The organism is Pseudooceanicola aestuarii (assembly GCF_010614805.1).
Classification (GTDB): domain Bacteria; phylum Pseudomonadota; class Alphaproteobacteria; order Rhodobacterales; family Rhodobacteraceae; genus Pseudooceanicola; species Pseudooceanicola aestuarii.
Genome location: NZ_JAAFZC010000002.1, coordinates 348,267 through 374,052 on the forward strand (window position 1 = coordinate 348,267; position 25,786 = coordinate 374,052).

24 protein-coding genes, 1 tRNA gene, 3 pseudogenes and 1 CRISPR repeat array are annotated in these 25,786 nt (G+C 63.9%); of the genes and pseudogenes, 14 read left to right on the top strand and 14 right to left on the bottom strand.

The genetic code is table 11. The features are described from left to right. Positions 1–112: 112 nt before the first annotated feature. The 5 genes from G5A46_RS19940 (at position 113) to G5A46_RS14600 (ending at position 3,725) form a co-directional block, all read left to right on the top strand. On the top strand, positions 113–409 hold the full coding sequence (locus G5A46_RS19940; RefSeq protein ID WP_163850515.1) for a hypothetical protein: 297 nt from the start codon (positions 113–115) through the stop codon (positions 407–409). A gap of 135 nt (positions 410–544) precedes the next feature. After that, a complete protein-coding gene (locus G5A46_RS14585; protein WP_163850517.1) occupies positions 545–1,510 on the top strand; it encodes a CBASS oligonucleotide cyclase in 966 nt (321 codons plus the stop codon). 9 nt (positions 1,511–1,519) lie between these two features. Next, the gene (locus tag G5A46_RS14590) at positions 1,520–2,041 is read left to right on the top strand and encodes an HORMA-1 domain-containing protein (protein ID WP_163850519.1); all 522 of its coding nucleotides are present in this window, start codon (positions 1,520–1,522) and stop codon (positions 2,039–2,041) included. Further along, positions 2,038–2,976, top strand: a complete 939-nt coding sequence (locus G5A46_RS14595; protein WP_239520943.1) for an AAA family ATPase — start codon at positions 2,038–2,040, stop codon at positions 2,974–2,976. The genes G5A46_RS14590 and G5A46_RS14595 overlap by 4 nt, the downstream gene beginning before the upstream one ends. Continuing rightward, positions 2,973–3,725, top strand: a complete 753-nt coding sequence (locus G5A46_RS14600; RefSeq protein ID WP_163850521.1) for a DUF6602 domain-containing protein — start codon at positions 2,973–2,975, stop codon at positions 3,723–3,725. The genes G5A46_RS14595 and G5A46_RS14600 overlap by 4 nt, the downstream gene beginning before the upstream one ends. 1,118 nt (positions 3,726–4,843) lie before the next feature. Here G5A46_RS14600 and G5A46_RS14605 read toward each other — a convergent pair. Continuing rightward, positions 4,844–4,954: pseudogene (locus G5A46_RS14605) on the bottom strand (IS5/IS1182 family transposase); the annotation flags it as partial. Positions 4,955–5,006: 52 nt separating this feature from the next. Further along, positions 5,007–5,147, bottom strand: a complete 141-nt coding sequence (locus G5A46_RS14610; protein WP_163850523.1) for a hypothetical protein — start codon at positions 5,145–5,147, stop codon at positions 5,007–5,009. Positions 5,148–5,170: 23 nt separating this feature from the next. On the opposite strand from G5A46_RS14610, the gene G5A46_RS14615 reads away from it, so the two are divergent. The 5 genes from G5A46_RS14615 (at position 5,171) to G5A46_RS14635 (ending at position 10,155) form a co-directional block, all read left to right on the top strand. Further along, entirely contained in the window at positions 5,171–5,683 is a 513-nt protein-coding gene (locus tag G5A46_RS14615; protein ID WP_163850525.1) for a hypothetical protein, read from the top strand. A 253-nt stretch (positions 5,684–5,936) separates the two neighbouring features. After that, a complete protein-coding gene (locus tag G5A46_RS14620; RefSeq protein WP_163850527.1) occupies positions 5,937–6,551 on the top strand; it encodes a CDP-alcohol phosphatidyltransferase family protein in 615 nt (204 codons plus the stop codon). Between the two features lie 72 nt (positions 6,552–6,623). Beyond that, positions 6,624–7,805, top strand: a complete 1,182-nt coding sequence (locus G5A46_RS14625; protein ID WP_163850528.1) for an ABC transporter substrate-binding protein — start codon at positions 6,624–6,626, stop codon at positions 7,803–7,805. Then, positions 7,802–9,508 (top strand): ABC transporter permease, encoded by a 1,707-nt coding sequence (locus G5A46_RS14630; protein ID WP_163850530.1) that lies wholly within the window; start codon positions 7,802–7,804, stop codon positions 9,506–9,508. Before G5A46_RS14625 ends, G5A46_RS14630 begins: the two co-directional genes overlap by 4 nt. After that, the gene (locus G5A46_RS14635) at positions 9,505–10,155 is read left to right on the top strand and encodes an ATP-binding cassette domain-containing protein (RefSeq protein ID WP_163850532.1); all 651 of its coding nucleotides are present in this window, start codon (positions 9,505–9,507) and stop codon (positions 10,153–10,155) included. The genes G5A46_RS14630 and G5A46_RS14635 overlap by 4 nt, the downstream gene beginning before the upstream one ends. An 87-nt stretch (positions 10,156–10,242) precedes the next feature. Continuing rightward, positions 10,243–11,552: a CRISPR direct-repeat array (repeat unit 29 nt; unit sequence CGGTTGATCCCCGCGTGGGCGGGGAACGG). 84 nt (positions 11,553–11,636) lie between these two features. On the opposite strand, the gene cas2e is transcribed toward G5A46_RS14635, so the two are convergent. From cas2e to G5A46_RS19945, 9 genes and pseudogenes are all read right to left on the bottom strand, one after another. After that, a complete protein-coding gene (cas2e, locus tag G5A46_RS14640; RefSeq protein WP_163850534.1) occupies positions 11,637–11,921 on the bottom strand; it encodes a type I-E CRISPR-associated endoribonuclease Cas2e in 285 nt (94 codons plus the stop codon). Next, positions 11,902–12,843, bottom strand: a complete 942-nt coding sequence (cas1e, locus tag G5A46_RS14645; protein ID WP_163850537.1) for a type I-E CRISPR-associated endonuclease Cas1e — start codon at positions 12,841–12,843, stop codon at positions 11,902–11,904. Before cas1e ends, cas2e begins: the two co-directional genes overlap by 20 nt. Further along, the gene (cas6e, locus tag G5A46_RS14650) at positions 12,843–13,517 is read right to left on the bottom strand and encodes a type I-E CRISPR-associated protein Cas6/Cse3/CasE (RefSeq protein WP_239520949.1); all 675 of its coding nucleotides are present in this window, start codon (positions 13,515–13,517) and stop codon (positions 12,843–12,845) included. Before cas6e ends, cas1e begins: the two co-directional genes overlap by 1 nt. Then, entirely contained in the window at positions 13,517–14,218 is a 702-nt protein-coding gene (cas5e, locus tag G5A46_RS14655; protein ID WP_163850541.1) for a type I-E CRISPR-associated protein Cas5/CasD, read from the bottom strand. Before cas5e ends, cas6e begins: the two co-directional genes overlap by 1 nt. Beyond that, on the bottom strand, positions 14,211–15,266 hold the full coding sequence (gene cas7e / locus G5A46_RS14660) for a type I-E CRISPR-associated protein Cas7/Cse4/CasC (RefSeq protein WP_163850543.1): 1,056 nt from the start codon (positions 15,264–15,266) through the stop codon (positions 14,211–14,213). The genes cas5e and cas7e overlap by 8 nt, the downstream gene beginning before the upstream one ends. Further along, the gene (casB, locus tag G5A46_RS14665; protein ID WP_163850545.1) at positions 15,263–15,766 is read right to left on the bottom strand and encodes a type I-E CRISPR-associated protein Cse2/CasB; all 504 of its coding nucleotides are present in this window, start codon (positions 15,764–15,766) and stop codon (positions 15,263–15,265) included. Before casB ends, cas7e begins: the two co-directional genes overlap by 4 nt. Then, positions 15,763–17,247, bottom strand: a complete 1,485-nt coding sequence (gene casA, locus G5A46_RS14670; RefSeq protein ID WP_239521036.1) for a type I-E CRISPR-associated protein Cse1/CasA — start codon at positions 17,245–17,247, stop codon at positions 15,763–15,765. The genes casB and casA overlap by 4 nt, the downstream gene beginning before the upstream one ends. 101 nt (positions 17,248–17,348) lie before the next feature. Continuing rightward, positions 17,349–19,895, bottom strand: a complete 2,547-nt coding sequence (gene cas3 / locus G5A46_RS14675; protein WP_239520953.1) for a CRISPR-associated helicase Cas3' — start codon at positions 19,893–19,895, stop codon at positions 17,349–17,351. A gap of 244 nt (positions 19,896–20,139) precedes the next feature. After that, positions 20,140–20,214: pseudogene (locus tag G5A46_RS19945) on the bottom strand (hypothetical protein); the annotation flags it as partial. A gap of 113 nt (positions 20,215–20,327) precedes the next feature. On the opposite strand from G5A46_RS19945, the gene G5A46_RS14680 reads away from it, so the two are divergent. The 4 genes and pseudogenes from G5A46_RS14680 to G5A46_RS14695 all read left to right on the top strand — a co-directional run. After that, positions 20,328–20,642: a head-tail joining protein gene (locus tag G5A46_RS14680; RefSeq protein ID WP_163851168.1), complete on the top strand. Its 315-nt coding sequence runs from the start codon at positions 20,328–20,330 to the stop codon at positions 20,640–20,642. Next, positions 20,639–21,268: a DUF6441 family protein gene (locus G5A46_RS14685; RefSeq protein WP_163850549.1), complete on the top strand. Its 630-nt coding sequence runs from the start codon at positions 20,639–20,641 to the stop codon at positions 21,266–21,268. The genes G5A46_RS14680 and G5A46_RS14685 overlap by 4 nt, the downstream gene beginning before the upstream one ends. A gap of 22 nt (positions 21,269–21,290) precedes the next feature. Then, a complete protein-coding gene (locus G5A46_RS14690) occupies positions 21,291–21,743 on the top strand; it encodes a DUF2924 domain-containing protein (RefSeq protein ID WP_163850551.1) in 453 nt (150 codons plus the stop codon). Then, positions 21,740–22,177, top strand: a pseudogene (locus G5A46_RS14695) (recombinase family protein); the annotation flags it as partial. The gene G5A46_RS14690 and the pseudogene G5A46_RS14695, both read left to right, overlap by 4 nt. Positions 22,178–22,449: 272 nt before the next feature. On the opposite strand, the gene G5A46_RS14700 reads toward G5A46_RS14695, so the two are convergent. From G5A46_RS14700 to G5A46_RS14710, 3 genes are all read right to left on the bottom strand, one after another. Continuing rightward, positions 22,450–22,539 (bottom strand) — tRNA-Ser (locus G5A46_RS14700). Positions 22,540–22,636: 97 nt separating this feature from the next. Beyond that, a complete protein-coding gene (locus G5A46_RS14705; RefSeq protein WP_163850553.1) occupies positions 22,637–23,350 on the bottom strand; it encodes an alanyl-tRNA editing protein in 714 nt (237 codons plus the stop codon). After that, complete coding sequence (locus tag G5A46_RS14710) at positions 23,347–25,764, bottom strand: DUF3772 domain-containing protein (RefSeq protein WP_163850555.1); 2,418 nt, start codon at positions 25,762–25,764, stop codon at positions 23,347–23,349. The genes G5A46_RS14705 and G5A46_RS14710 overlap by 4 nt, the downstream gene beginning before the upstream one ends. Between the last annotated feature and the right edge of the window lie 22 nt (positions 25,765–25,786).

The window sequence follows — 25,786 nt, forward strand, 5'->3', positions numbered from 1 at the left end:
TGCAGAAAAATGTAGGCTTTTCGAGGGCTTTGATGCGCATGAGCGGTGGGGTCCGCGCTCGTCCTTGTCCCCGGCACTACGCAGTCCGTTTCATGCGCGACAAGGTTGCGGGATGACCCCGGCGCTGAAGCGCGACCTCCGGCACCGCAGCGCAATTGAGCCCGCTATCGGACGCGTGAAAACCGACGGCCGGCTCGCCCGCAGCCTGCTGAAGGGATCGCTTGGCAATGCCCTCCGCACGGCGCTCTGCAGCTTCGGCCACAACATCCACCTGATCTTCGTCCATCTATGGGCTCTCATGGTCGAAATCCTGTGGCTGCTCTTCCGTACCATCGCCGCTACCGCAGTTGCGAAAGGAATCTCACCTTTTTCGGACCGCGCCCGCAGCGTGATGCTCGACACCGACTGAAAGAAGGCGAGCGCCCTCAGCGCTTGGGAGCCGCGACGCAAGAAAAAGATCATGTCGGAGAGCGGACACCCCTTGCGAGTAGCATTGCCAATACACACATCATGTTGTGCCGTTTAGCAGCAAATCGGAGTTTGGATGAGTCGCCAGCACGTTGATCATCGAGAAATCGCGGCATTCGCGCAGGACCGGGTGAACCTTCCATCGGACAAGGCCAAGGAATACCGTGCTCAGGCGAAACGCCTGCGCGACAAGCTTGAAGGCTACCTTCGGGATCATCCAGATTTCTCGCTGAAGAAGATGCTGCTGTCCGGTAGCCTGGCGAAGGGCACCGCGCTTCGCACCCTGAACGATATCGACGTGGCTTGCTACGTGAGTGGCGCGGACGCACCGGAAGATACCCAGGCTCTTCTCGACTACCTTGCAGAGAAACTTCGGAAGGCGTTCCCGAATTTCAGTCCTGATCAGGTGCAACCGCAGACCTACTGCGTGACCGTTTCTTTTCGGGGCACCGGCCTGGATGTCGACGTGGTGCCGATCCTCTACGATGGCGATCCGAACTGGTATGGGAACCTTGTCAGCCAGGAGGACGGAAGTTTTCTGCGCACCAGTATCCCGCGTCACCTCGAGTTCGCGTCCGTCCGGAAGAAGCGCCATGACAAGGACTACGCTCAAGTGGTTCGTCTGGCCAAATTCTGGGCACGGCGGATGAAGAGCGAGCAGGACGGCTTCCGCTTCAAGTCGTTCATGATCGAGATGATCATGTCGAAGCTCTCCGATGATGGCGTGGACTTCTCGGATTATCCGGACGCCCTTCAGGCATTCTTCACCTACATCGCGAACAGCGACATGAGGGAACGCATCGTCTTTTCGGACTACTACGCTCCCTCCAGCGTCCCGAGCACCTCCGACCCCATCCAGATCATCGATCCGGTGAATCAGGAAAATAACGTCGCCCGCCTCTACGACAGCGGACAAGCTGATGCCATCGTCGAGGCAGCTCTCGATGCCGGCGACGCGATCGACTCAGCTCTACGGGCGCCCACGAAACAGGAGACCGTTGCCTACTGGCAGAAGGTCTTCGGTCCCCAGTTCCAGGTGTGAGGCCCCGACATGTCTTCTTTCAGCACGACGATTTCCTCGAGCACCACTTTCACTCTCACACACGCCAAACACATGGCAGCCAAGGTGGCGACCGATCTGCTGCGGATGCAGCGGTTCTACGGCCTTCCCTTATCTTCGGACATCGACGAGCACGAGGTTGAGGTCACGGCGCTACTGAAGGCGGGTTACCTCGGAACCGTCACCTACGGCTTCAAGCGCGGCGACAACTGGATCGAGCCCACTATCCGCTATACCGCCCGCGATCTCATGGGAGCTTCTGCGGCCGATGATGATCCTGGCAAAATCCGTCCTGGCAAGGATGTCTCTGGCGCCAGCTTCCATAGCTTCCTGACTTACAGCACCGCGTGGGACCAGCTGACCGAGGATGAGAAGAAACGGTTCAAGGCAACCCTGCCTTTTTCGCGGACAGCTGGCAATGAGCCCGGCGTCTCGGGGTATTTCAGCTCTGACAAAACCTACTCCGCGGGCGGACATGCTCTCGATCGAACCACTGTGAGGAGTTTCGGATGACCATGATGGCACCTCCGGCGGAGCTCTTCGACCGGGTAATTTCCTACCCCGACCCCGATCAGCAGGGGCGCCTTGCGCGTCTGGTCGGACTGGATGCACATAAGTCGAGGCTCACAAAGATTCTGGGCCTGCTGGTAAACCCCGCCGGCTTAGCGAAATGGGCTCAGAAGCATCACCCGGGTGCTGATGCCTTGCTCGACACGGTCCTCCGACGCCCGCCGCTCGTAGTTCTCGCGGGAGACGTCGGCTCCGGTAAGACCGAACTCGCAGAAACCATCGGTGATGCTGTTGCGCGGCAGGAAGACATCGATATCAACCTCTTCCCATTGAGCCTCTCCAGCCGCGGCCAGGGACGTGTCGGCGAGATGACTCAGCTGATCTCCTCCGCTTTTGACCACACAATGGCCGAAGCCCAGAAGCTGAAAGCGAGCTCCGGGCGCAACCGTGGAGCAGTCATCCTGCTCGTAGACGAAGCCGATGCTCTCGCGCAGTCGAGGGAAGCGGCGCAAATGCACCACGAAGATCGCGCCGGGGTAAATGCTTTCATCCGCGGCATTGATCGTCTGGCCAGTGCACGAGTGCCGGCGGCCGTGATCATGTGCACGAACCGCCTCAACGCCCTCGACCCAGCCGTGAAGAGGCGGGCTGCGGAGATCATGGCCTTCGCTCGCCCTGATGCTGAGCAGAGGCGGTTCGTCCTCGGCCTCCGACTTCAACCTCTGGGGCTGTCACAGACAGATCTGAATGCTCTTGTAGAAGCGACAGGTCACCAGGACGGTCGCGACTACGGCTTCACGTTCTCAGACATCACGCAACGATTGCTTCCTGCCATCGTCCTTGATGCCTATCCCAGCCAGCCCGTTCGTGGAGCGAGGGCCGTCGAAATTGCGCGAGGCATTCAGCCCACGCCCCCCTTTCAGGAAGAAGCGTCATGACCAAGAGCGAGAAAGTCTCGTCCGACACTGCATGGTTGCGCAGTGCCTTCATGGGAGTTCAAGAGAAGCTGGTCCTCGATCTGAAACTGGCATCCTCATCCATCGGTCATGCCCCAACGACTGGAAGTGTAAACGAAGATCACTGGATCTCTGTCTTCCGGGCCTATTTGCCGAAGCGATACGAAGTGGCCAGCGGGTTTGTCATCGATAGCCAAGGCGCGCGTAGCGACCAAATTGACATGGTCATCTATGACAAGCATTTCACTCCTACCTTGCTCGACCAGCAAAGCCACCACTATATTCCCGCTGAAGCCGTCTACGCGGTGTTCGAGGCTAAACCTCATTTCGACAAAGATTACCTGAAATATGCCGGCCAGAAGGCCGCCTCGGTTCGGAAGCTTCACCGGACATCTGTATCGATCGCGCATGCTGGCGGGAAATTTGCACCTAAGGAGCCATTTCCGATCTTGGCCGGGATCGTCGCAGCCCGCTCCAGCTGGACTGATGGCCTCGGGAAGAGTTTCTCAGGCAATTTGCCGACTTCTGGCGACGAAGCTCTGAACTGCGGCTGCGCACTTGAGCATGGAGCTTTCGACGACTTCGACGGCGGCGTGAACGTCACCCCTCGAGACGGAGCTCTGGTCTACTTCCTGTTCCGGCTTCTCTCAAAGCTTCAGTCCATGGGAACCGTCCCTGCGATCGACTGGGCCGCATATGCGCAGATTCTGAACTCGACGCCTCGCGCCTAAGCGCCGCCGAACATGCAACGGCTGAATTCTGGTGCTTGATTTGGTGCCCGTAGTACGCCACGACTCCGGGCACATCTTGGAGTCCGTCCGGAGCCGGTGCACCGCCGCGTCGGAAATTCCTTTGGAATCAAAGGGACTTGGTTGCGCGGAGGGGCCCCTACCGCCGGAGCCAAAATCTCAGCTACCCTCTGAAATCATTGCGATTTCCCGCTTCGGAATCGAAGCTCGACGACGAGGTGCACAAATCAGTGCACAGGGCGGTGCACAACGTGTGCACAGGAGGGCATTGTCATGCCCCGGAATCGGAGCTTGCCGCCCCACCTCGAGATCCGTCGCGCCGGCTACTTCTGGCGCAGACGCCTACCCCGGTCCCTACGGGACCGGGGCGCGCCCTGGCCCGACCTGCCGGAAGAAGAAAACACGACGAGGCCCAAGAAAGCTTTTTTGTGCCTCTCGCTTCGCAACCAAATCCTCCGCGACGCGAAGATCCTGGCCCGCCGCCTGACCGAAATGAGCGACCTGGTCTTCGCCGCAGACGCGGAGACGATGATGGCGATTGCGCCCGAAATTCAGGGCCGGATGCTGGAGAGCCTCGCTCGGTTCGAGATCGAGGCCTTCGAGCGTATGCGCGCCGTGGCCGCTCCCCGCAGTCCGGAGGCCGCCGCCCAGGATCTTCGGCGTGAAGAGGCGCTGCAGACGACCTTGCGGCAGGCGATTTACCTCGGCGACCGGCAGGTCGCGCAGCGCCCGCTACACCATGTCGCCGCGCACCTCGGGATCGCGCTCGACGAGGCTGATGAAGACTGGACCGCCCTCGCCTACGAGGCGACGAAGGTCCTGCTCGACATAAGCCAGGAGCGCTCCCGCCGTCATCAGGGAATCTACGAACAGCCTTCACTGTTCTTGCGCCGTGCGGTCGGCGAGGTGCTGATGGACATGCAGCTGATCGACCAGAACCCGTTCAGCATCCGGCCCGACGGCGCAGACCTGGAAGCTACCCTTCGCAAGGTCGATCGCCAACATGCTGAAACGCGTCGTCATCGGTGTGCCCTCTGTTCGGTTCCAATGGAACCATCATGGCATATGAGATGCCGTTGGTGGGGGCATCCACCGCATCAGTTCAGCACCCGCCGGTCATCGACGCGCGCCACGCCGCGCGGCTTGTTCGGCAGAAGCGGCTCGATGATCGACCACTCGAAATCGGTCAGTTCATAGCGACGTTGGGCCATGATGCTCTCCTCTTTTTTGAAGAGTGAATCAGTAAAACTCAAACACCGCTGGTCATTTATGAGTCGGTGGCCTAGTGCCGATCTTCGGCATCATGATCGTGCCGCTTGGGGTGATCTCGATCACCTTCATCATCATCCAGCCGGTCTTGCCGGGGACCTGGTGCACGCTTTGGCTGGTCGCTGCCGCCGCCATGCTTTTGCAGATCCCCCTTGGCGGTGGACGAGTTGATCGCCACCTGCCTGTTCCTGCGCCGCCGCAAGCGTGCGGGTGCCCCGATCCTGCGGGTATTCCTGACCGGCGGCATCGATGACGGTCCGGATGACGGCCGCGACGAGCGCTTTGAACGCCCTGCCCGCGCAGTGCCGCGTGACATGTTCGGCAGAGGCGTCAGCCCAAGCTGGGGCCTGACCGTCAGTGTCGCCGTCGGGAACTGGCTGATGTTCACACGGCTTTCACTGGGCACCGGCGACATCCTTGCCGATACGGTCCACCTGATCGGCGCGCTGGCCGCCACCCTCGCTGTCATGACCATGGCCGAGAGCCTTCGCACCGCAAAGTTCCTGAACCTCTGCCCGGACGTCGCGTTGGCGATCTGCGCGCTGGTGAACGACGCAACCTGGCTGCAAGCCGGTGCCGACATCGCCGCCGGGGTGCCATTGGTCATCGTCAGCCTGCCCCGTGAGCCGGCGCGCCACAGCTACGGCAACTGGTCGCGGGTAGTCGTCTGATCGGCGCGGTGCCGGGCGGGGCTGTCCGGCGCGGCAAGCGACCGTCGGCGCGGCGCTGACGCGCACGTGAATATCCCATCGCTGAAAAATCTGTAATCTCGTCCCGGCTCGCCCGATTGCGGGCGGGACGCAGGAAAATGCCGAGGATGCCCATGCCCGTTTCAGGAAAACCACACCGTTGGGCCGGTGGTCCGGTCCGGCCCCGCCGCTCCGGTGCCGGACCGTTCCGCCGCCACCGCATCAGGCGCGCGCGATGATCGACGCGGCACTTCTTCCCCTGCAACGGCATGTGCTGACCCCGCCGGCACGCTGGCTGGTGGCGCGCGGCATCCATGCCGACCACCTGACGCTGGCGGGTTTTATCCTGGGGCTTCTGGCAGTTCCCGCGCTCGCCGCCGAGGCCTATGGCCTGGCGCTGGCCTTGCTGGCGCTGAACCGGCTGGCCGATGGGCTGGACGGAACAGTCGCGCGGCTGACCACGCCCACCGATCGCGGGGCGTTCCTGGATATCGCGCTGGATTTCGTCTTCTACGCGCTGTTTCCGCTGGGGTTCGCACTGGCCGACCCGGCGGGCAATGCCTTGCCGGCGGCGGTTCTGATCGCGGCCTTTGTCGGCACCGGTTCCTCGTTCCTGGCCTTCGCCGCCATCGCGGCCAAGCGGGGCGAAAGCGCCGCCGCCTACCCGGCCAAGGGGATCTACTACCTCGGCGGCCTGACCGAAGGCTTTGAAACCATCGCCGTCTTTGCCGTCATGTGCCTGTTTCCCGGATTCTTTGCCCTGCTGGCCTATGGCTATGCCGCAGCCTGTGCCCTGACCACGGCGCTGCGCTGGCATCAGGGTTGGCGGGCATTTTCCGCGAAAATGTGATCAAGATGCAGTAACGGATGGACAGTCGATCTGTCATAGACCCAAGACCCTGCACCATCTACCGGAGACCCCATGAAACTTTCCCTCGGCCTAGTCCTGTCCCTGCTTGCCACCCCGACCCTGGCCGATTGGCAGGACCGACTGGAGGCCGCGCAGGGCCAGACGGTCTATTTCAACGCCTGGGGGGGCGACGCGCGGACCAATGCCTTCATCGCCTGGGTGGGGGAGCAGACGCAGGACCGCTACGGGGTGCGCGTCGTGCAGGCCAAGCTGAGCGACACGGCCGAGGCCGTGACCCGCGTGATCGCCGAGAAAGCCGCCGGCCAGGACGACGGCGGCAGCGTCGACCTGATCTGGATCAACGGCCCGAATTTCCTGGCGATGAAGGAGCAGGGCCTGCTGCACGGGCCTTTCGTCGCCGATCTGCCCAACGCGCGGTACCTGGACCTTGGGCCTGCGGCGCCCGCCTCGGTGGATTTCACGGTGCCGGTGGACGGCATGGAAAGCCCCTGGCGACTGGCGCGGTTCGTCTTTGCCTATGATGCGGCGCGGGTGGCAGAACCACCGCGCAGCATGGCCGGTTTCGTTGCCTGGGCGGCGGCCCATCCGGGGCGGATGACCCATCCCGATCCGTCGAACTTCATGGGGGCGACCTTTCTCAAACAGGCGCTGATCGAACTGGCGCCGGAGGCCGCGCTGTTGCAGCAACCGGTCACGGAGGCCGCCTTTGACGCGGCAACAGCGCCGCTCTGGACGTGGTACGACGCGCTGCGCCCGAACCTGTGGCGCGGGGGGGAGACCTATCCGGCCAATGAATCCGTGCAACAGCAGCTGCTGAACGACGGCGAGGTCGACATCGCGATGTCTTTCGACCCCGCCTCCACCGCCGCCGCCATTGCCGACGGCCTCCTGCCCGAAAGCGCGCGGGTTTTCGTGCCCGAGGGGGGCAGCATCGGCAATGTCAGCTTCGTCGCCATCCCCTACAACGCCGCCAATACCGCCGGGGCCGAGGTCGTGGCGAATTTCCTGCTGGATCCGGCGACCCAGGCGCGGATGCAGAACATCGAGGTTCTGGGCTCTTTCTCCGTGCTTGACCCGGCGCGGCTGGACGATGCCGCCAGCCAGGCCTTTGCCGCCCTCCCCACGGCACCGGCACTGCCGACGCTGGAGGAACTCGGCCCGACACTGCTGGAGCCGCATGCCAGCTGGATGACCCGGCTGACCGAGGAATGGGCCCGGCGCTATACCGAATGACCCGTGACGGCCGCCTGCTGCGCGCTACGGTTCTGGGCCTTGTCACGTTTGGCCTGATCGCGCCCATCGTGCTGGGCCTGTGGCAGACCGGGCGTGCCGCCTTCGGCATCCTGCCTGCCCTGGGCCAAAGCGTGGCCACTGCGCAGCCTTGGCACGATCTGGCCGCCCTGCCCGGCTTTGCCGCAAGCCTGCGGCTGACTCTGGTCACCGGGCTGGGCGCTACGCTGCTGTCGCTGCTGTTGGCAACGGGGTTCTGCGCCGCGGTCCATGCCCGGATGACGACGGTGGCGGGCGCCCGGCTGCTGACGCCGTTCCTGGCCATACCCCATGCGGCGATGGCCGTCGGGCTGGCCTTCGTGCTTGCGCCCTCGGGCTGGATCGCGCGGCTGCTGGCGCCGCTGGCCGGCTGGACGCGCCCGCCCGACCTTGCCACGGTCAACGACAGCTGGGGCCTGGCCCTTACCCTTGGGCTGATGATCAAGGAAGTGCCGTTCCTGTTGCTGGTGATCCTGTCGGCGCTCAGCCAGATCCCGGTGGCGCGCCACCTGGCGGCGGGGCGCGCGCTTGGCTACGGGCGCGGGATCGTGTGGATCAAGATCATCATGCCGCAGGTCTGGCCGCTGATCCGGCTGCCGGTCTGGGTGGTGTTGGCCTATGCGCTGTCGGTCGTGGACATGGCGATCATTCTTGGCCCGTCCAACCCGCCGACCCTGGCGGTGGCGGTGACCCGCTGGTTCACCGATCCCGATCCGACGATGATCCTGCCCGCCTCTGCCGGGGCGCTGGTGCAGGCGCTGATCGTGGGCCTGGCGGTGGCGCTGCTGGTGGCCGTCGAACAGGCGGTCAAGCGGCTGGGCCGCTGGTGGCTGCGGCGCGGTGGCCGCGGCGTTTCGGCCGGGCCGGGGCTGTGGGCGGCGGGCCTGGCCGTGGTGGCACTGATGGCGGTGGGCCTGCTGGCGATGCTGTCGCTGGCCGTCTGGTCCGTGACCTGGCGCTGGTCCTTCCCGCAGGCCCTGCCGGAAAGCTGGTCGCTCAGGCCCTGGTCCGGCGCGCGCGACAGCTGGATGCGAGCGCTGGCGAACACGCTGCTGCTGGCCGCCACGACGACGGCGCTGTCGCTGGCGCTGGCGGTTGCCTGGCTTGAAGGAGAGGACCGCGCCCGCCGGACCCGTGCCCCCTGGGCCGAGGCGCTGATCTACCTGCCCTTGCTGATCCCGCAGATCGGGTTCCTGTACGGTCTGAACGTCGGCTTCCTGCGGCTGGGGTTGTCCGGCGGGATCACGGCGGTGATCTGGGCCCAGGTCTTGTTCGTCTTTCCCTATGTGATGATCGCGCTGTCCGACCCCTGGCGGGCGCTGGACCCGCGCCTGACCCGGTCGGCGGCGGCCCTCGGCGCCGGGCCGGGGCGCAGGCTCTGGACGGTGAAACTGCCGGTGCTCCTGCGCCCGATCCTGACCGCCGCCGCCATCGGGGTTGCGGTCTCCGTCGCGCAATACCTGCCGACATTGTTCATGGGGGCGGGGCGGGTCGCCACCCTCACCACCGAGGCCGTGACCCTGTCCTCGGGATCCGATCGGCGGGTGACGGGAGTCTACGCGACGCTACAGGCCGGGCTGCCCTTTGCCGCCTACCTTGCTGCGGTCCTGCTGCCCGCGATCGTGCATCGCAACCGTCGCGCCCTGTCAGGAGGAACCGCCACATGAGCCTGGAGATCGACGCCCTCGCCATCCGCACCGCGCGGGGAGCTGCTCTGTTCGCGCCGCTGACCCTGGCCGTGCCGCCCGGTCATGTTGTCACGGTAATGGGCCCCTCCGGGGTCGGGAAATCAACCTTGCTGGACGCGATCGGCGGCCACCTGGCCCATGGCTTCCGGCTGTCGGGCAGCGTCATGCTGAACGGGCGGGATGTGACCTGCCTGCCCGCCGAGGCGCGGCGGATCGGTGTGGTGTTCCAGGATGCGCTGCTGTTTCCGCATCTTAGCGTGGGCGACAACCTGGCCTTTGGCCTGCCCGCCAGCCTGCGCGGGCGCGATGCCCGGCGCACAGCGGTGACAGAGGCGCTGTCACAGGCCGGGCTGACCGGGCTGCACGACCGCGACCCCGCGACCCTGTCCGGCGGTCAGCGCGCCCGCGCCGCGCTGATGCGCAGCCTGCTGGCCGACCCCGCGGCGCTGCTGCTGGACGAACCCTTTTCCAAGCTCGACCCCGGTTTGCGCGACGAGATGCGGACATTCGCCTTTGAACATGTGATATCCCGCGCGGTTCCGACCCTGATGGTCACCCACGACCCCGAGGATGCGGCCGCCGCCAACGGCCCGGTGATCGCGCTTGCGCCAGGGGCGCCGTGCTGAGCTGACCGATAGCGGGCACCACGGGACCTGCGGGGCTGCCGTCCGGCGGGACGCTCCCCCCGTCATCCGGGTCCGGGGCAATCGGATTGGTTGATCCCCGCTTGGGCGGGGAACGGGGTGAACATGATGATGGGGTTCTGCTGATGACCGGTTGATCCCCGCGTGGGCGGGGAACGGCGCGCACACCCCAGCGGACAGCCTGCATGCGCCGGTTGATCCCCGCGTGGGCGGGGAACGGGCCTCTCCCCCTTTCGATCACCCCCGCCCGGACGGTTGATCCCCGCGTGGGCGGGGAACGGTCAGCTGCGAAGACATCGCCACCCCGCGAAACCGGTTGATCCCCGCGTGGGCGGGGAACGGAGCGCATCCGCATCACATGCGAAGACACCACGCGGTTGATCCCCGCGTGGGCGGGGAACGGGTAGTGCTGGTTCGACCACCAGCTGCGCATGTCGGTTGATCCCCGCGTGGGCGGGGAACGGTGGGGGTGGACGATAGACACCCATTTCAACAACGGTTGATCCCCGCGTGGGCGGGGAACGGCTGTCCGTCAGGATCAGAATCTGACCACGGGGGGGTTGATCCCCGCGTGGGCGGGGAACGGTTCGTCAAATACGGCTCGGTTCTCTACCCGGTCGGTTGATCCCCGCGTGGGCGGGGAACGGTTCGTCAAATACGGCTCGGTTCTCTACCCGGTCGGTTGATCCCCGCGTGGGCGGGGAACGGCGCCCCCTAGGGAGGCGCTTGGGCTGGGTCCACGGTTGATCCCCGCGTGGGCGGGGAACGGAAGGACAGCGGCTGGAAGCCCCGCGAAATCATCGGTTGATCCCCGCGTGGGCGGGGAACGGACTGCGAACAGCCGCCTTCTGGTGACTGGTAGCGGTTGATCCCCGCGTGGGCGGGGAACGGCTTTGCTCTGTATCGCGGCATGCCTCTGCCCTCGGTTGATCCCCGCGTGGGCGGGGAACGGGCATCCGCATGAGCCGCCCCCTGCCCGAACAGCGGTTGATCCCCGCGTGGGCGGGGAACGGGACCAATTTCCTCGAAACCGACGCCGCTCAGGCGGTTGATCCCCGCGTGGGCGGGGAACGGCTGTCACGCCTTTTGATTTCCTCGCGCAGCGACGGTTGATCCCCGCGTGGGCGGGGAACGGCCGGGGGCCCGTGGCGACAGCTTCGGCGGCGTCGGTTGATCCCCGCGTGGGCGGGGAACGGTCGGCCATCAACACCATCTCGCGGCGCGTCAGCGGTTGATCCCCGCGTGGGCGGGGAACGGGTGTACAGCCGTACCACGATGTTCTGTCGGTACGGTTGATCCCCGCGTGGGCGGGGAACGGCAGACTGGGGATTGAGCCGGTCAGGTTGTTGCCGGTTGATCCCCGCGTGGGCGGGGAACGGTCTTTCCGGAGATCATTGAAAACACGTGATTATTCGAATGTCAAAAAACGTACCGAGTCCACGACCTCGATAAAGTGCTCACGCTCAAGTCTGGCGAGGTAGAAATTTGATCAGTTTCAGACCGTCGAAATCCTCGGGCATACGGCGGTTTCGACCTGCGGTGGCGAAATTGAAACCCTGATCATTCGGTGCCTTCCAAACCATCACGGCATCGCCGTCCTCCAGCCCGCCAAGCACCTGATCCCAGATCCGCTCTCGTGTCCGTGCGGAATAATCGCCCACGTAGACCCCCGCGCGAACCTCAAGCAGCCAGGCCGCCAGGCGTCCACGCAAACGTGGCGGCGCGCGACTAACCACGATGACCATCATCGCCAGACTTCCCCTCGTCTTCGAATGCCGGACCTATCACCTCCTTCGGCGGTTCCGGCATGGGCAATTCGCCTGCTGACAGGACCTCCTCGATGCGCGGAATGATCTTCGACAAGAGCCCGCTCCTTCGGAAAGTGTCCCGGCAGGCCAGTCGCACGGCCCGTTCCGGAGACATGTCGAGCTTTCCTTTCGCCGCCTGAGCCGCGACACGAAAGGCCTCTGGCACGACAGTGTCGAGTTTCCACAGATCGGCAATGTCATAGACAAAGCTGAGCGGTTTGCCCGTGTGCAGGAAGCCGATCGCGGGCGCATACCCTGCCGCCAGAACCGCCGCTTCGGTCAGCCCGTGAAGACAGGCCGTGGCGGCAGACAGGCACCGGTTCGGCGTATCGCTGGCGTCCCAATCATTCGGGTCATACTTTCTGCGCTTCCAGGCCACACCGTATTTCCGTGCCAGCAAGGAATAGGTTTCGCGCACCCGCACGCCTTCGATGCCGCGCAACTGGTCGATGGATCGACGTTCCGGGGCGGCTTCGCCAAAACGGATCTCGAACATGCGACGCACGATACGCAGGCGCGGCTTGTCGTCCAGCGCGAGTTTCGCCTGCCACAGCAGCTTGTCCGACCGCGCTCCGCCGGGCTGACCGGCGGAATAGAGCCGCACGCCGCCCTCGCCCACCCAAGCGATCAGCGTGCCGGTGCGCGCCGCCAGCGCCACGGCGGCATGGCTGATCCGCGCGCCCGGCTCCAGCATCAGCCCAGCCAAACCGCCCACCGGGATCTGAGTCACGGTGCCGTCCGCGTTGACCGCACAAAAGGCGCCATCGCGCACATCCAGTTGCGCCCGCTCGACAAACACCAGTTGGGCCCGGTCCTTCAGCGGGATCGGCCGCGGCGGTGGCAGGCCCGGCATGTCTGCCATCAAGCCCGCCGAACAAGCATGAGGCCGCAGCCAAAACTCTTGGCACGTCCGAACCCTTGCGCCAGTTTCACAAGAAAGACATCGGGTTCGGAGAGAGTGATCACGCCCGTGAGATCAAGAATCCCGAACCGGGGGGCCCCCTTGCGTCGGCCGCGATGGCCCGGCAGCGTTATGGCGGAATAGTCCTGGACTTGCACGCGATCGCAGAGGAACCCGGCCCGCGTGCCCTGCCCCGTCAGCCAATCCTCGGCCGCCTGTGCAGCCTTGTCCATGCGTCGCTCATTGCGTTGCTCCGTTGGCACGTCATGCAGCAAATTCATCACCACGTCGACACGCTTGCGGCTTCGGTTTGCACCGCGCAAATCGCGGGTGGCATTGGCCCGCAGCAAAAAAGCCAGCCTGTCTCCAGCGCGGAGGTTTGGCGCGTGATCGCGCACCTCCACCGCTTCAAGAAACGGGCTGTCCTGCGGCGGGACATGCGACTGGACCAGAAAAACCCCCGGCTCTTCTTCACGCCAAAGAAAATCGCGTGTGGTCCTGGAAGCACCGGCAAAAGCGGACCAGATCAATCGATGATGCGCATCGAGCTTGTGGCCATGTTCCGCCGGATCCAACAGCGCATTGAGCGCCGATACGCCCGGATCGCGGGATAGGACAAGTCGTGAAAGGTACATCACGTAACCCCCTGCGCCTGGACATCGGGATGGGCCACCACGTAACGGGCGCGTCCGAAGTGCCACAGACCGCGATCCAGTGCCCGGTCATGGCGGACCTCCCACCGCGCCGGTGCGCCGAGGTCTGTCCCGTCTTCTGCGACGATCTCGACCATCTTGCGCGCACCGATCCAAGGCGGCAGGCGCAGGTGTTGCAGCGCCTGCGCCGGATTTTCATCGGTCACGATCCGTGGGTCAAATGGCGCAGAAAGCGGGCAGGACTTCCGCCCCAGAAAGGTCTGGAAGACGGGCTGCTGCAACGCGCGTTCGAGGATCGGCAAGTCCCCCTGCCAGACCGCTACGCCAAACACGCAATCAGTGCGGTAATCGCGGCTGGTTAGAGTGGTGTTCACCTTGCCCTTGCGCTCCGCCGCTCGCAGCGCCTCGGGACGCGATTGCGGTGCCTTCACTGCCGCCGACGGTACGGTCTGGACGGTATGGTAATCCCGCAAGGGCGCGGTGCGCCCGAAGCTTGCAACAGCCACCGCCAGGTTTTCGAGGTCAGAAAAATCATCGCCTCGCCGCCTCCCCAACGCCGCTCCCAGCGTTCCGATGACCGCAGAGCGGCCCGGCAGCGTCAGCGACCCGCGCCTGTCGTGCCCGCCGAATTCTCCCATCGCCCCGATCGAAGCCACGAGTTGGAAGATCAGATAATCAGGCATCTGACACCGTGACCGAAGCAGCCGCGAAACCGGCAATTTCAGCCAGGGTACCCTGTCCTTCAGCCACATCCATGACCGCGAATGCGTCGCAGGACGCTCCATAGGCTCGGTCGATTTTTGCGACCATTTCGGCCAGCGCCGCGACGCTGGAGCGTTCATCCGCCGTCACCGCCTTGTGGAACGCACCTGACAGGTCGCGCGGCTGTTGATGGCCGCGTTCGACCCGGATGTAGCCGGCACGGGGATGATGCGCGTGGCTGTTCTGCTTGCCCTTGGGCGTGGCAGTCGCCAGCGCGTTGGCCAACGACTCCAGCCCCTTGGCGGCCAGTCCCGCATCACCATCCAGGTTTTCGACCAACAGATCGACATTGACGCAGGCATAGAGATAGTAAACACCCGATCCGAATCCGTGCTCCCCGATATGACCCGCGCCTGAATCCTCGTCCCGGGTCTTGAGATCATCAACCGCCGAGAACCAGTCATCCTGTGCCTGGGCCCGGTGGGTGGTAAAGGCGTGGGCAACCTGGACCGCGGCATCGCGGTTGTAGTCGGGACTTTCCGCCAGCATCCGTCCGAACATGGCAATATCCACCGCACCGTCGGCCTTGCGCAGAACCATCTTCTTCAGAACCTTGCTTTCGGGCAAGGGTTCGCCGTTCATCGCCTTATCCGCGAGATCACGGGCAAACGCCCATTCCTCGGGCGAAATGAAGGCAAGCGTGGTGGCCTTGGTGCTGTCTTTCTCCAGGGTAGAGAATACCCGCCCGATCCGGGTTGCGATATCATCTGCCTGTTTTTCCCCGCACCCCTTGCCCACCAACTCAGCCTTCAGTGCAGTGGCAAGGCGGCGTGTCCGGGTGCCCCGGCTCCCGGCGAGGTCCTGCGCGAAGAAGCTGCTTTCGCGGATGGCGCGTTTCAGCGACTGGGACGACAGGCGCAGCCGCGGAGTGCCACCGATCATCGCCTGCTTCGGACGGCCCTGATCGTCACGATTGGGGTTGGACAGCGGATAGGTGGTCAAAAGGTGAAACTGCAAAAAGGTTGTCATTGAGAAAATTCCTTCGACGTGTCGGTGAGGGGCGTCTCGCCGCCGTAGTAGTCAAAGCACCAGTGGGTCCGGGTCTTGTCCGACCAGAACAGAACGGCGTCGCCGAGGTGCGCGACATTGGCCCTGTGGCCGACCAAGGGCAGCGCACGGCGGATTGCGGCCTCAAGGTCGGCGCCAGCGGAGTGGACAAGCCTTTCAAATCGCAGAGCTGTCATAGCCTTGGGATCGCCGCGCCCCAGCAGACGCGGCAAACGCGTCGGCCCGTGTTCGCGCACATGCGCCAGGAGACGGGCAAGACGGGCCAGACGCACGCCATCCTTCAGACCGAGCTTGCGCGACAAATCGTGCACGGCTGGCTGGCACAAGACGGTTACGTCGTCACCACGCCGAAGGCGGGCGGAAAGCGCCTTCTGAACTCCGGTCTTGCGGTCGCCCAGTTCTGTCGACCACCAGGCAAGAATGATCTGGCCCCGCCGTTTTTCCGCATTTTCATCGGTCATGCGTCGATCTCCACTTTCGGATTGGACTTGGGATCAGGCGGCGTCAGCCCTAGCCCGTCCCAAAGCTTGCGACCCAGCTTGCTGCGTCCTGAAAGCAGGGCATTGAGGTTGCGATGAGCAGTGACGATTTTTTCCGCCCGTTCGATCTTGCCATCCGCCATGCCCGGAACAGCCACGTCTTCGAACTGGGACCGCGCCTGTCGACTGATCGCCCCAAGGAAATCCCGGGAAATGGCGGCGGCGTCAAAATCCTCGGCGGACAATCCGGCCAGGGCTTCCGTGAAATCGGCTTCCGTCGCCAACCAGAACTGGTCCAGTTGTGCCTCGCGCGCGCTGCCCTCGGCCAGAACCACGGACAACTGCGTCCTCAATTGTGAAGCAACAATCGACGCCGCTTCGACCAAGTCCTCGGCCCGCGCTTCGGCATTGGCGCCAAGTTTCAGCAAGGGCAGCTCGGACCAAAGGAAGTCCTTGGGTTTCATGTTGTCCATGCTCCAGCCTGCGGCGATCATGCGCTTTGCCTGCCTTTCATGCCTTCCGGAAAAACTCTGGATGCACTCGGCGCGCAATCGAAGCCCCCCCTCCTGTCGAGGGTCGGACAAGACGATGCCAATCCAGTTTCGGTATGGCAGACGGCCGCTGGCCGGGTGCCGTGGCAAAAGCTCCGTTCCCGGCTTCATTCGGTAGTAGGGGGTAAGCGGATGACGCCATGTGCTGTAATTCGTCCCGTACGGCCTCTGCACAACACCGGCAATCGTATCATCCCCGACCAACCGAAGACGGCGCGGCATGCCAAAAAAGGCTTCGACCGGGGTGGCTTGCTCGGGCGTTAAGACCTGGGCTTTTTCAGAGGTGCATGTGCGGCGCATCCAGGGAAGGTCTTCGGGCTTGGCCGCAGTCCCATAGGGCACATTGGCCCATACAAGATCCCATAGCCCTGTTCCCGGATCGGCCAGCGTCACCAGGGGACCGCCGCCGCGCATGGACGTGCGATTGCCGGCCCCGCCCGAAGGCGCAAACTGCTGGAAGGCATACAGCGCCATGGCCGCCAGTGGTTGTTCCAAAGTCGCGTACCTGTCGCGATGAACCATCAGGTCTGCATTTTTCCTGGCGGTATTGCCGCCGGAGGAATCAATAAACAGCAGGTCGGGACCGGAGGGCGCGCCCGGCAGATCGTCGTGATCCTGCATGAAACGCGGCCCATCGCCCAGCAGGTTGAAAGCATCCGAAAAGGGCGCAAGCCGGGCCTGCAACTCTGCCACCGTCGGCCTGTTGTGCGCCCAATTGCGCAGGTCCGCAGGCGGAGAGGCCATGAACACGAGGCCGATCAGCAACTCATAGCATGCGAGATTCAAATCCGCGCGCGGCCAATCAGGCGCCGCAATTTCGGGATCTGCCATCTCGTGCGGGGCAATCAACCGCGTATGGCCATTCGACATGCGAACGGGAATCCATGAGTCCCGAACCAAATTTAAAATCATTTTCGCCACTACACTATCTAAATATAAATAGGCGACCGTTGCGCATACCTTTATTCAAGTCAATCCTCATCTCCAATCCCAATGAACAAACCTCTGATTACCTATCCGTATAAAAGCCCCCTCTCCGGATCATATGACAAGCCCTCGCAGATACGCCCGCCTGCGTCGACAGGACACAAGACAAACCGATCCCGTTGCCATTCGGGCCAATGCCGTTTCACCTCGGCAATCTCGCGTGCAGTCTGATCCGGCAGGGTCAGTGACCTCAACTTATGTGCCGCTGCACTGACTTCGGATCGCTGGCGCTCCTCCACCGTCCACGCCGCCCCGGCCAGCGGGACGATCCCCGCCTCCGACACACGCGCAAGGATCAGGACACGTTGCTCGACCCCCAGACGTGTCGGAAAATCCGCATCATCGGAAAACCCCTTGATCTCTCGATATGGCTTGCCCAAGGGCACAAGGTTCTGCCGCGCGAGGGACGTCTCTGCGTACCCCTTTGCCTTGCGTTCGTCCTCGGCTTTTTGCAGGGCCTCGGGCACCGGGTCGTTCGAAAGGCTGTTCTCGATCAAGTCGCGCAGGCCCTGCGGCGCGTCGATCCGGCGGGCCGCAAAAATCGCCCTTGCAGACCGCCATTGCGACGCCACGGGATAGGTAAAGGCGCCCCGGTCCAGAACCTTTCGCAACCACCTGTCATCTTCGACTTTGTCAGGGTCCGGGGATACGACGTGCAAGGCCGGGCAAGACACTGGCCGCAGGGATCTCGGCCGCCGATCCATGTGCCGCCACAGCCGTCCTGCCCGCTGCACCAGCGCAGGCACCGGCGCCAGGTCCGACACCATCACATCGAAATCCAGATCCAGAGAGCTTTCCACCACCTGCGTTGCCACCAGGACGCGCCCCGGTCGGTCAGGCCGCTCTTTTCCGAAAGCCTGCAAGACGGACTTTTCGTGCCGCAGCCTGTCACACAAGGCAAACCGGGCGTGCAACAGGTCGGCCTTGATCCCGCGGATTTTCAGAGCATCGACGGCCGAAATGGCATCATCCACCGCGTTGCGCACCCAGAGGACGGCCGCCCTTTCGCCGATCGCGTCCTCGATGACGGTCAGTGCCGCGTCCGTATCAGGCAGGCGATGAACCGCGACGGGACCACGTTTTCTTTCCTTGTCGTTCTTCCCATCACCGTCCCGTGGCAGGCGCGACGACCTTGAATGCCCTGCGATCGTCAGCGCCGGGTAATCCGTGCTCACCGGTGCCTCGCATCCAAAAGCTTCACATAGGCGGCGCCGCTGGTCGACAGGCAAGGTCGCCGTCATCAGGATAGCAGATCCCCCCATGCGGCGATGCAGGCTCAACAGCCGGCAGACCTCCTCGATCATGTAGGGATCTCCCATTTCGTGGACCTCGTCCACGATCAGGATCTTTTGCGACAACGCGTAATGGCGCAGCATCGCATGCCGGACGGGCAAAGCTGACAAAAGGGCCTGATCCACGGTGCCCACGCCCACGGTCGCCAGCAAGGCCCGCCGCCGGTCATCGGCCAACCACTCCGTGCAATCAGGCATGTTGGGCGACACCGGTGCCCGGACCAGATCGCGAAACCGTTGAGAAAGCCCGGCCCGTCCATGCGCCAAAGAAAGGCTCGGCGGGGCCTCGAACAGCCTCGCCACAAGGTCCGCAACCCGGTCGAACATCGCGTTTGCCGTGGCCATGGTCGGCAGGGCAAAGAATACCCCCTGCCCTTTGCCCTCTTGCATCAAACGTTGCGTGAGGATCAGTGCAGCTTCGGTTTTGCCTGATCCGGTTTCATCTTCGATCAGTGCCAGTACAGGGCCTTCGTGCAATTCCACCCTCTGAGTTGCCTTCTGCATCGGCCGAAGGCTCCAACCCGATGGAATGATCGATTCCTGCGACGGCGCCGGCCAGATCAAGCCTGCCTTTTCGACAGCACCGGACGCCTTCTCGCGCGCCTGCTCCAGGTAAAGGACCGCCTCCGGGCCCGGTTCGACCGCGGGAAAGAAATCTGGGTTTGACCCAATCCAATCTGCAACCGCGATCAGTCCTGGCATCCACCACGTCTGCGCAGGAATCTGATCATACGGCAGATCGAAGCGCGCTTCGGGCCAAAGCCCTTTGAGAATCCCGATCGCGTCCGAGGCATCCCGTGACGCCTCCTGGCCGGCAGCCGCCATCATCCTGGTGAATTCTTCCTGAACCGGCGGCCTGCCGTGATGCCCGGCGATAGCCGCATAGATTTCCAGCCGATCAAAGCGGTCCTCGACCAATGGTCCAAGCTGAGCATCGAATTCCCGAAGCCAGGCCTCAGTCACTTCCCAGTGCTTTCCCGCAGATTGAGGTGCCCCGGTTCGGATCATTTTGCGAAAGCTGTCGCTGATCTTGCCCAGATCATGCAGGGCTGCACACACAGCGTAAAAATCCCGCAGCGGCGCGGGAAGGGCAAGCGGCAACAAAAGTCTTTCGGCCACTGCGCCAACATCGATCATGTGGTACAGCGCAGGGTGTTCAACGTGATCTTCAGTGGCCGATTTTCCAGGCCAGTCACTTACAATCATTGAAACCTCAATTCGAAAATTGAATATACCAAAGCCATAAGGATCGGTTCCACCGGTCGCAATCGACGTTTTCATCGCGACTCAGAAAGGCTGTCGATCAGTATTGAAAGCCGCGCATCTACGCCATTGCAGGTCCGCACGAGGAAATTGTCAAGATCCGGAGGAAAATTCAGATGAAACTGATCTTCCCCCGCAATCAAGGCCGATTTAATCTGGAATCGTCCGGTTGGTTTGCAGTGTTGAGCGGCAGCGTGGAAACCGCATGAGTCTCCAGCGCTGGCGCGGTGGTTTTCATCAGGAACTCCGTTGGTGACAGGTACCCGAGCGCCGAATGCGGGCGCTTGGTGTTGAAGCAATTTCGCCCTCGACCGATTTCGTCTCGGGCATGGAGCAGGGATCAGAACAAGTGAAGGTTCAAACATCCGCCCCGGAACTTTCCGCAAAGGCGTTCTGCACGGGCTTGCACGGCTCGATGAACCGCAGACGCACGCCGGTCCGCTCGGACCAATCGAACATGGCTTCGCCGCCGCCGTTGCCGCGCTCTTCGCCAATCCGAACATCGGCCGCGACGCGGTCTACATCGCCGACGGCGGCGCGCCCGTGCTGGTGCGTGCCGTCGCCCGTCGCGCCGACGCCGTCACCGACTTCGGCGATGCCCGGCTCTGGTCCGAGACCACCCGGATCGACCTGCGCGTGGCCGAGGTAGCGAACCCGCGCCCCGGCGACCGCATCGAGATCGACGGCGACGCCTTCCTCATTCAGGGCGAGCCCGTCCGCGACCGCGAGCAGCTGGTCTGGATCGTGGAGCTGAGGCCCGCGTGAAACTGAAGCTCGACATCGATCCCGACATCGTCGCGATGATGGCGGCGGAGGTGGCGGCGGGCGAACGTGCGGTCACGGCTGCCATGCGCGAGGCCGGCACCGGGCAGAAGACCGCCTGGCGATTGCAGATCACCGGCGCGGGGCTCGGGCCTCGGCTCGCCAACTCGATCCGCAGCCAGAACTTCCCGAGGTCGGGCGAAAGCCTGGACGCGGCAGCATTGGTCCGGTCGAAGGCACCGGTCATCGTGGGCGCGCACGACACGGGGCCGCTCATCCGCTCAAAGAACGGATTCTGGCTGGCGATCCCGCTGCCTGCGGCAGGCTACTCTCTGCGAGGCGGCAGGATCACGCCCGGCGAATGGGAACGGCGACGCGGGCTGCGCCTCCGCTTCGTCTATCGCCGTACAGGGCCGAGCCTGCTGGTCGCGGAAGGGCGGTTGAACACGAAGGGTCAGGCGGTGGTGTCGCGCTCGAACACCGGGCGCGGCAAGGTCACCGCGCCGATCTTCCCGCTGGTGCCGCAGGTCAAGCTGCCGAAGCGGCTGGACCTCGCGCGGGACGCGGAGCGGGCGCTGGACGGCGTGCCGGGGCTGATCGTGGCGAACTGGGTGGAGGAGCGTTTCTGATCTGGGGACAACGGAGAAATGCATGACGACCCACGATCCGATCCCCGCGCGCTTGGCCGCACTCAAAACCACATCGACGCCAGACCTGAAGGCGCAATGGCGCGAGTTGTTCGACAGTGAGCCGCCGCCGTTCAATCGTCGTTACCTTGAAAGCCGCCTCGCGTACCGCATTCAGGAATTGGCCTATGGCGGCCTGAAGCCGGAGACCGTGAAAAGGCTGGAGGCCCTTGGAGAACAGTTGGACGGCGGTGACCGGAAAAAGAGCCGTGTCCGCGCCGACCAAATGCCCATCGTCGGCACGCGGCTGATCCGTGAATGGCAGGGCGTCGAACACGTTGTCACCGTCACTGCCGACGGATTCGAATGGCAAGGCCGCCTCTACAAATCGCTCTCCGCCACCGCCCGCGCCATTACCGGAACGCGCTGGAATGGATGGGTGTTCTTTGGCCTGAAAAACCACCGGAGGCGCGCATGACCAAACCGATTGTCCGGAAACTGCGCTGCGCGATCTACACGCGCAAATCCTCTGAAGAAGGACTTGAGCAGGAATTCAACAGCCTGCATGCGCAACGTGAGGCCTGCGAAGCTTACATCGCCAGTCAGCGGTCTGAGGGGTGGGCGCTGGTCCGCGATCAATATGACGACGGCGGTGTTTCCGGCGGCACTCTCGAACGCCCCGGCCTGCAACAGTTGATGGCCGACATCGAGGACGGACTGGTCGATGTGGTCGTGGTCTACAAGATCGACCGTCTCAGTCGCTCGCTCGCTGACTTCGCCAAACTGGTCGACGTCTTCGACCGCAATGACGTGACCTTCGTATCGATAACACAGAGCTTCAACACGACCACGTCCATGGGGCGGCTGACACTGAACATCCTGCTCAGCTTCGCCCAGTTCGAACGCGAGGTGTAAGCGGGATATTCGATCCGGGTTCCTTCTCATCAACGCCACTGGAATCGAAGTGTTTAGCCAGGCGCTTCGTAAAGTCACAGTATTTCAATCACTTAAAGAAAATTCACCAAATCGGCGCAGTCATGAGGTCCGGAGAATATCGGCTGCGAGAGACCGCTTTCGGCCCTCCTGGCATCCATGCCGGTGCTGAGCTCCTCCCGCATAACCCTCGAAAACAACGAAAAAATCCGGCCGCAGCCGGATCGGGAGAACACTTTCGCGGGGGCAAGTGGCGGACAGTGAGGGATTCGAACCCTCGAGACGGTCTCCCGCCTACACACTTTCCAGGCGTGCGCCTTCGACCACTCGGCCAACTGTCCGTGACGGTGTCTTTAGCCAATGCAGCACAGGATGTTCAAGGGCTTCTGACATATTTTCGCGGCTTTTCCGCATCCTGCCGCAGCGTGACCCGCAGGTTCAGGCCAGGCGGATGTAAACGCGGCGGTTTCTGGCGCCTTTCTTCTCGATCTTGCCCAGTTCGATGGGGCCGATCTCTCCGGTGCGGGCGACATGGGTGCCGCCGCAGGGTTGCAGATCCACCTGTTCGGTCCCCTGCCCGATCCGTACCAGCCGAATCCGGCCCGACCCGCGCGGGGGCGAGACGGACATGGTCTTCACGAGCCCAGGGTTGGCGTCCAACTCTGCGTCGGTAATCCAGCTTTCAGTGACGTCCAGATCCCGCGCGATCAGCGCGTTCAGCGCCGCCTCGATCGCGGACTTGTCCTCCGGCGCGTCGGGCATGTCGAAATCCAGCCGCGACTTTTCCGCCCCGATGGATCCGCCGGAGACCGGCAGCGGGATCACCACCGACAACAGATGCAGCGCGGTGTGCATGCGCATATGGGCGTGGCGCAGATCCCAGTCCAGATGCTGGGACACCTGCGCCCCCTGCTCCGGCAAGGCCGCCCCCGGAGCGGGGATCAGCACGATCGCGCCGTCCTCGCCCTTGCGGGTGTCGGCAACGGCCATATCGCCGCCGTCCCACAGCAGTCGCCCACGATCGCCGGGCTGGCCGCCGCCATGGGGGTAGAACAGCGCGCGATCCAGGATGACACCCTGCTCCGTTACCTGGGCCACCTGCCCCATCGTCTCTTGCAGGTAGGCATCCTCGCGATAGAGCGGCGTGGTCATGTCTCGTCCTTTCCGGTTGGGTCCGCGGGGCCAGCGGCAGCCGCCCCGGCGGATCCGCCCGGCAGGGACACGGCTTCCACCCTGGGGGCGGCAGGATGCAGCGCCTCGGGATTGCGCAGCCAGATGTCGCGTTGAGCGAAGGGGATCTCGATCCCTTCCCTGGCGAACCGTTCCGCGATCTGGTGGTTCATCTCCGTCTGCACGACCAGCATCTGGGTGATGTCGCGCAGGATGGCACGGATCTCGAAGTCCAGCGAATCCCCGCCGAACCCCTTGAAATAGACATAGGGCGGCGGGTTCAGAAGAACGATGGGCTGGGCCTCGGCGATCTCTTGCAGGATCGCCTCGACCCGGCGGGTATCGGTGCCATAGGCCACGCCGACGGGCACGATCAGCCGGCCCACCATGTTGCCCCGGGTCCAGTTCGTCACCGTGCCGGATACCAGGTCCGCATTGGGCACGATCACGTCAGTGCGGTCAAAGGTCTCGATCCGGGTGGATCGCACGGAGATGTCGCGGACAAAGCCCATGTTGCCGCCGACCTCGATCCAGTCACCTTCGGAAATCGGACGTTCGATCAGCAGAATGATCCCCGACACGAAATTGGACACGATGGTCTGAAGACCGAAACCGATCCCGACGGACAGCGCACCGGCGACAATGGCCAGCGACGACAGGTCGATCCCCGCCGTGGTGATCGCGATCAGGGCCGCCAGAAAGATCCCCACGTAGCCGGTGCCCGACACCACCGCGTTCTGCCCGCCCAGGTCCAGCCCGGTCTTGGGCAGGACCGTGCTTTTCAGGGCGCCTTGCAACATCTTGGTGATGATGTAGCCAATCGCGAAAACGATGATGAACAGGAAGAAATCGGTGGGCGAAATCGTGGTGTCGCCGATGGTGAACCCGGTGCGCACCTGGGTCCAGATCTCGGTCAGATCGGTGCTGCGCGCGCCCCAGATCAACGCGAAGATCGGCACCGAGGCCAGCGCCATGCCAAAGCCGAGCAGCACCGGCAGAAGCGCCTCGTTCACGCCTTGGCGGTTGCGGGTGACCAGCACGTAGAGCTCGTTGATCACCCGTTGCAGGATGACCAGCAGCGCGATCAGCTGAAGCGAGAAGATGGTGGAGAACCCGATCTGCTGCCCGGCCTTGAAATAGCCGATGGCGGCCAGTGTCGGGGCCAGCACCGCCAGCACCGACATCGCCCGACCCAACAGCATCAGCACCCGCAGGCGAAAGCTCTGCTCCTCCTCGTCGGCCTGTTCGGACCGGGTGTGCAGTACCAGCAGCCGCGACAGGCGCATGATCATCAGCCCGGCCACCACCAGCAGCGGAAAATAGACGATGTTCTGGGTGCCCGGCGACCAGCCGGCCGCGCCCGACGCGGTGTCGATCAGAACCGCCAGGAAGACCACTACCCCCAGGGCCGAGGCAAACACCCGCCCCTCACGGCGGCGCGCGCGGTCCAGCCCGGAGGTCAATTCCGAGGTCTCTCCCATGCCGAAGATGCGTCCGCCCAGCCAGCGGGAGACGAACAGCACGAACCCGGCCTCCGGCAATGCGGCGATCAACGCGTCGCCCACCGTGCCGGTCAACCCGAGGTTGGAGACCGCCGCGCTCAGCGCGATCAAACCGCCCACCGGGATCACGATCTGCCCCAGCGACATGACAAAGCCCAGCAGCCAGCGTTCGGCGGTGCGGCGGCGTTCCTCCACCCCCTCGCCCATGCGTTCGATCCAGCCACGCCCGCGCAGCACCATCAGCAGCGCCACAACCAGCAGCAAAAGCGTGGTCGGCAGGTTGCCCAGCACCTCGTCCCGGCGCTGAGGATCGGACCAGGAGGCGCGGGTTTCCTCCGCCAGCTCCAGCAGGAAATCCGACAATTCGGTCACGGCGCCGGGCCAGTTGGCGGGATTCAGCGGCGAGGGCCCGATCTCCATCAGCTCATCCGCCTGGCGTTCGCGCAGCAGGGCGTCGATCACCCGGATCTGCGCATCGGCCACGCTATAGGCGACATCGGCCTGGAGCACCGGCGCACGCAGTTCGGCCAGCCGGGCCTCCAGTGTCTCGCGCTGTTCGGCGACGGCGGGCGGCTCTTCCCCCTCGTCGGGTTTGGGGCCAAGCGCGTCGATCTGCGCCAGCACCGTCTCGATCGCACCGGCATTGACGCTCCGCGCGGCGGTGAACCGTTCCCGCGCGCTGGCCAGTTGCGCACGCAGAGTCTCCAGCGCATCATCGGAGGCGCGGTTGGCCCCGATCACGTCTTCGGCGCGGGTGGTCAGGGTTTCCCAGTCGCTCACCTCCTGCTGGGTCAGGGCGGCGCCGGTGGCGCGGGTCTGCGCCATGCCACTGGCCGGAGCCAGCAGGACAGCGCAGAGCAACAGTGAACCCAAAACACGAAGAACGACGTTCATCATATTGATATCTTTATCCTTT

Bases quoted from the DNA above. Each gene is read 5' to 3' on its own strand.
- G5A46_RS19940 (WP_163850515.1), top strand. From the start codon at position 113: ATGACCCCGGCGCTGAAGCGCGACCTCCGGCACCGCAGCGCAATTGAG.
- G5A46_RS14585 (WP_163850517.1), top strand. From the start codon at position 545: ATGAGTCGCCAGCACGTTGATCATCGAGAAATCGCGGCATTCGCGCAG.
- G5A46_RS14590 (WP_163850519.1), top strand. From the start codon at position 1,520: ATGTCTTCTTTCAGCACGACGATTTCCTCGAGCACCACTTTCACTCTC.
- G5A46_RS14595 (WP_239520943.1), top strand. From the start codon at position 2,038: ATGACCATGATGGCACCTCCGGCGGAGCTCTTCGACCGGGTAATTTCC.
- G5A46_RS14600 (WP_163850521.1), top strand. From the start codon at position 2,973: ATGACCAAGAGCGAGAAAGTCTCGTCCGACACTGCATGGTTGCGCAGT.
- G5A46_RS14610 (WP_163850523.1), bottom strand. From the start codon at position 5,147: ATGGCGGCGGCAGCGACCAGCCAAAGCGTGCACCAGGTCCCCGGCAAG.
- G5A46_RS14620 (WP_163850527.1), top strand. From the start codon at position 5,937: ATGATCGACGCGGCACTTCTTCCCCTGCAACGGCATGTGCTGACCCCG.
- G5A46_RS14625 (WP_163850528.1), top strand. From the start codon at position 6,624: ATGAAACTTTCCCTCGGCCTAGTCCTGTCCCTGCTTGCCACCCCGACC.
- G5A46_RS14630 (WP_163850530.1), top strand. From the start codon at position 7,802: ATGACCCGTGACGGCCGCCTGCTGCGCGCTACGGTTCTGGGCCTTGTC.
- G5A46_RS14635 (WP_163850532.1), top strand. From the start codon at position 9,505: ATGAGCCTGGAGATCGACGCCCTCGCCATCCGCACCGCGCGGGGAGCT.
- cas2e (WP_163850534.1), bottom strand. From the start codon at position 11,921: ATGATGGTCATCGTGGTTAGTCGCGCGCCGCCACGTTTGCGTGGACGC.
- cas1e (WP_163850537.1), bottom strand. From the start codon at position 12,843: ATGGCAGACATGCCGGGCCTGCCACCGCCGCGGCCGATCCCGCTGAAG.
- cas6e (WP_239520949.1), bottom strand. From the start codon at position 13,517: ATGTACCTTTCACGACTTGTCCTATCCCGCGATCCGGGCGTATCGGCG.
- cas5e (WP_163850541.1), bottom strand. From the start codon at position 14,218: ATGCCTGATTATCTGATCTTCCAACTCGTGGCTTCGATCGGGGCGATG.
- cas7e (WP_163850543.1), bottom strand. From the start codon at position 15,266: ATGACAACCTTTTTGCAGTTTCACCTTTTGACCACCTATCCGCTGTCC.
- casB (WP_163850545.1), bottom strand. From the start codon at position 15,766: ATGACCGATGAAAATGCGGAAAAACGGCGGGGCCAGATCATTCTTGCC.
- casA (WP_239521036.1), bottom strand. From the start codon at position 17,247: ATGATTTTAAATTTGGTTCGGGACTCATGGATTCCCGTTCGCATGTCG.
- cas3 (WP_239520953.1), bottom strand. From the start codon at position 19,895: ATGAAAACGTCGATTGCGACCGGTGGAACCGATCCTTATGGCTTTGGT.
- G5A46_RS14690 (WP_163850551.1), top strand. From the start codon at position 21,291: ATGACGACCCACGATCCGATCCCCGCGCGCTTGGCCGCACTCAAAACC.
- G5A46_RS14705 (WP_163850553.1), bottom strand. From the start codon at position 23,350: ATGACCACGCCGCTCTATCGCGAGGATGCCTACCTGCAAGAGACGATG.
- G5A46_RS14710 (WP_163850555.1), bottom strand. From the start codon at position 25,764: ATGAACGTCGTTCTTCGTGTTTTGGGTTCACTGTTGCTCTGCGCTGTC.